At 70.9% G+C, this 2,524-nt stretch carries 3 protein-coding genes and 1 pseudogene; 1 reads left to right on the top strand and 3 read right to left on the bottom strand.

Going from position 1 to position 2,524, the window contains the following annotated elements:
* The 3 genes and pseudogenes from KDH83_RS30330 to KDH83_RS30320 form a co-directional block, all read right to left on the bottom strand.
* Positions 1-509, bottom strand: a pseudogene (locus tag KDH83_RS30330) (UDP-N-acetylglucosamine 1-carboxyvinyltransferase); the annotation flags it as partial.
* A gap of 97 nt (positions 510-606) precedes the next feature.
* Entirely contained in the window at positions 607-1,206 is a 600-nt protein-coding gene (locus KDH83_RS30325; protein WP_212322662.1) for a hypothetical protein, read from the bottom strand.
* Positions 1,207-1,279: 73 nt separating this feature from the next.
* Positions 1,280-2,185, bottom strand: a complete 906-nt coding sequence (locus KDH83_RS30320; protein ID WP_249205463.1) for a LysR family transcriptional regulator — start codon at positions 2,183-2,185, stop codon at positions 1,280-1,282.
* A gap of 89 nt (positions 2,186-2,274) precedes the next feature.
* Between KDH83_RS30320 and KDH83_RS30315 the strand changes: the two genes are divergently transcribed.
* On the top strand, positions 2,275-2,524 hold a 250-nt coding region (locus tag KDH83_RS30315; RefSeq protein ID WP_212322658.1), incomplete at its 3' end, for an NmrA family NAD(P)-binding protein.

Genomic DNA, 2,524 nt, shown 5'->3' with positions numbered 1-2,524 from the left:
GTGGTGGTCACCGAGGCATAGTCCAGCCAGTGATGGGTGGGGCGGAGCGGGCCGCTGCTGCGCACCAGCAGCGAGCCGTCGGCGCGTTCCACCTGGCCGCCGAAGGAGCGGAAGATGTCCACGTGCGGATCGATCTCGCGCACGCCCAGCGTGCACCCCTTGACGTTGTCCTCCAGCCGCGCCACGCCGAAGCGCGCCAGCAGCGGCGGCACCAGCATGATGGACGAGCGCATTTCCTCGGGCAGCCGGTGCACGGCGGCGTCGAAGCGCGTGTCGCGATGGTGCAGGTCCAGCACGCGGGTGGTTTCGTCCAGCTTCACCTGGCTGCCCAGGGCGCGGAAGATGTCCAGGATCTTGCGCACGTCGGTGATGTCCGGCACGCCGTTCAGCCGCAGCGGCTGATCGGTCAGCAGCGTGGCGCACAGGATGGGCAGGACCGCGTTCTTGTTGGCGGAAGGAACGACGCGGCCGCGCAGGGGCGTGCCGCCGTGGACGATGAGGTTGGACATGGGGGAAGGCGGGTAAGGCGTTGGGGAAAGCTGCCCGGGGATTGTAACGTCGACGCGGCCGCCCGCCGGGGCGGGAAGGATTGCCAAAGGTGTCAGGCTACGAGGCTTTGCGACAGGAGGCGTCCGTGCCGATGCCCGCAGCGGCGGGCCTGATTGGGCGAGGCTCCCGCGCTAAGGCCGCCGGGCGCGGCGGCGTCCAGCAGAACCACCGCAACACGGGCTCCGAACCTGGCGCGTCCGGGTCGTCATGCTCGAATCCCACTTCCACGCCACCCTCCGTCAGCGCCACGAAGGCATAAGGCGGCGAATACGGCCGGATCGAGCGGATGTCGATGTCCAGCGTGGCCGCGGCCGCCTCGAACCGCGCCAGCGACGTGCCCTCGCGCAGCGGGCCGGGATCGGCGAGTTTCAGCGGTCCGCCGTCGGGCGCGCCGCGCCGGCCGCTGAAGCTGTCCACGAACAGCGTCGTCAGCTCGGTCGGTGCGGCGAAATGGAATTCCACGTCGCCATAGGCCACGATCAGCGGGAAGCAGCGCGCGTCGCCCGCGACATAGGCGCGGTCCAGGTCGCCGGGGGCGTAGGCCTCTTCCGGCGCGCCCAGCGCCAGGAACACGTCCTCGGGCGTGCAGTGGACCGTGGGGGTGTAGGGACCGAAGGCGCCCAGGCGCAGGAAGTCGAGCAGGGAAATGGGTGTCATGCAAGGATGTGCCGGCTTTGGGTCCGGCGCGGGTTCGAGGTTCGGGATGAGGATGGCGGGCTGGCGCCTTGTTTCAAGCGCCGGCCGCCGCCTGCGCGGATTCTACGATCTGTCCGCGCAGCCAGGCATGGGCGGGATCGTCCTGGAAGCGCTCGTGCCAGATCATGGCCGGCGACAGCGGCGGCATGGGCAGGGGCAGGTCCACGACCTGCAACGCCAGCGTGGCCGCCAGTCGCCGCGCCAGTCGCCCGGGCAGCGTCAGCGCCATGTCGCTGTCCGCCGTCATCATGGCGGCGGCCAGGAAGTGGGGCACGCGCAGCGCCACGCGTCGTGTCAGGCCGCGCGCCGACAGGGCCGCGTCCACGGGGCTCGCGCCCACGCCGGAGATGGTGACGGCGATGTGGCGCTGCGCCAGGTAGCCATCCAGGTCCAGGCCGACGGCATCGGGATGGTCGGCGCGCAGCACACAGGTCAGCCGGTCTTCGTACAGCGCGCGCCTGTACAGGCTGGCGGGCAGCGCGTCGAACACGCCCACGGCCAGGTCCACGGCGCCGTCGGCGACCCGGCGGACGTTGTCGCCGGCGGGCTGGGCAATGTCCAGGTCCAGGCCCGGCGCCAGCCGCGCGAACCGCGCCATCAATCCCGGCACGATCAGCAGCGCCAGGTGGTCGTGCGCGGCAAGGGTGTAGCGGCCTGAGGCCGTGGCCGGATCGAAGGACGGCGGCGAAACGATGGCGCGGGCGGATTCCAGCAGACGGCTGACCGGGCCGGCCAGTTGCTGCCCCCGGGGCGTTAGCTCCAGCCCGTGCTGGCCGCGCGCCACCAGGCGGTCGTCGAGCATGGCCCTCAGTCGGCCCAGGGCGCGACTGGCGGCGGGCTGGCTCAGCCCGAGACGCAGGCCGGCACGCGTTACGCTGCGCTCCTGTGCCAGCGCGTCGAGGAACTTCAGCAGGTTCAGGTCGATGGAATTCAAATCCATTTGATGCATGTCCACTATGCACTTCATGCCATGGACGCATGGTAGCGCAGGCCGCAAGCTTCAGCTTTCCCTGATCTGGAGTTTCAAGAATGAGCAATGACCTGCCTTATGCCGTGTTCGGCGCCACCGGCCGCACCGGGGCCGCCGCGGCCGACGCGCTGCTGCGCGCGGGCCTGCCGCTGCGCGTGGTGTTGCGCGATCGCGCCAGGGGCGGGGCCTGGGCCGGGCGCGGCGCCGAGATCGCAGAGGCCGACCTGATTGATGCGGACGCCTTGACGCGCGCCTTGACGGGCGTGCGCGGCGCCTATGTCGTCAGTCCGCAGCAATACGGGCGCGCCG

Origin of the sequence: Achromobacter sp. Marseille-Q0513 (assembly GCF_018195695.1) — a bacterium.
Taxonomy (GTDB): domain Bacteria; phylum Pseudomonadota; class Gammaproteobacteria; order Burkholderiales; family Burkholderiaceae_B; genus Achromobacter.
Note: the sequence above shows the minus strand (reverse complement) of the source record. Positions and strands in the feature narration are given on the sequence as shown.

What these genes read in the sequence shown, in the direction of transcription:
- KDH83_RS30325 (WP_212322662.1), bottom strand. Translation starts at nt 1,206, where the DNA reads ATGACACCCATTTCCCTGCTCGACTTCCTGCGCCTGGGCGCCTTCGGT.
- KDH83_RS30320 (WP_249205463.1), bottom strand. Translation starts at nt 2,185, where the DNA reads ATGGATTTGAATTCCATCGACCTGAACCTGCTGAAGTTCCTCGACGCG.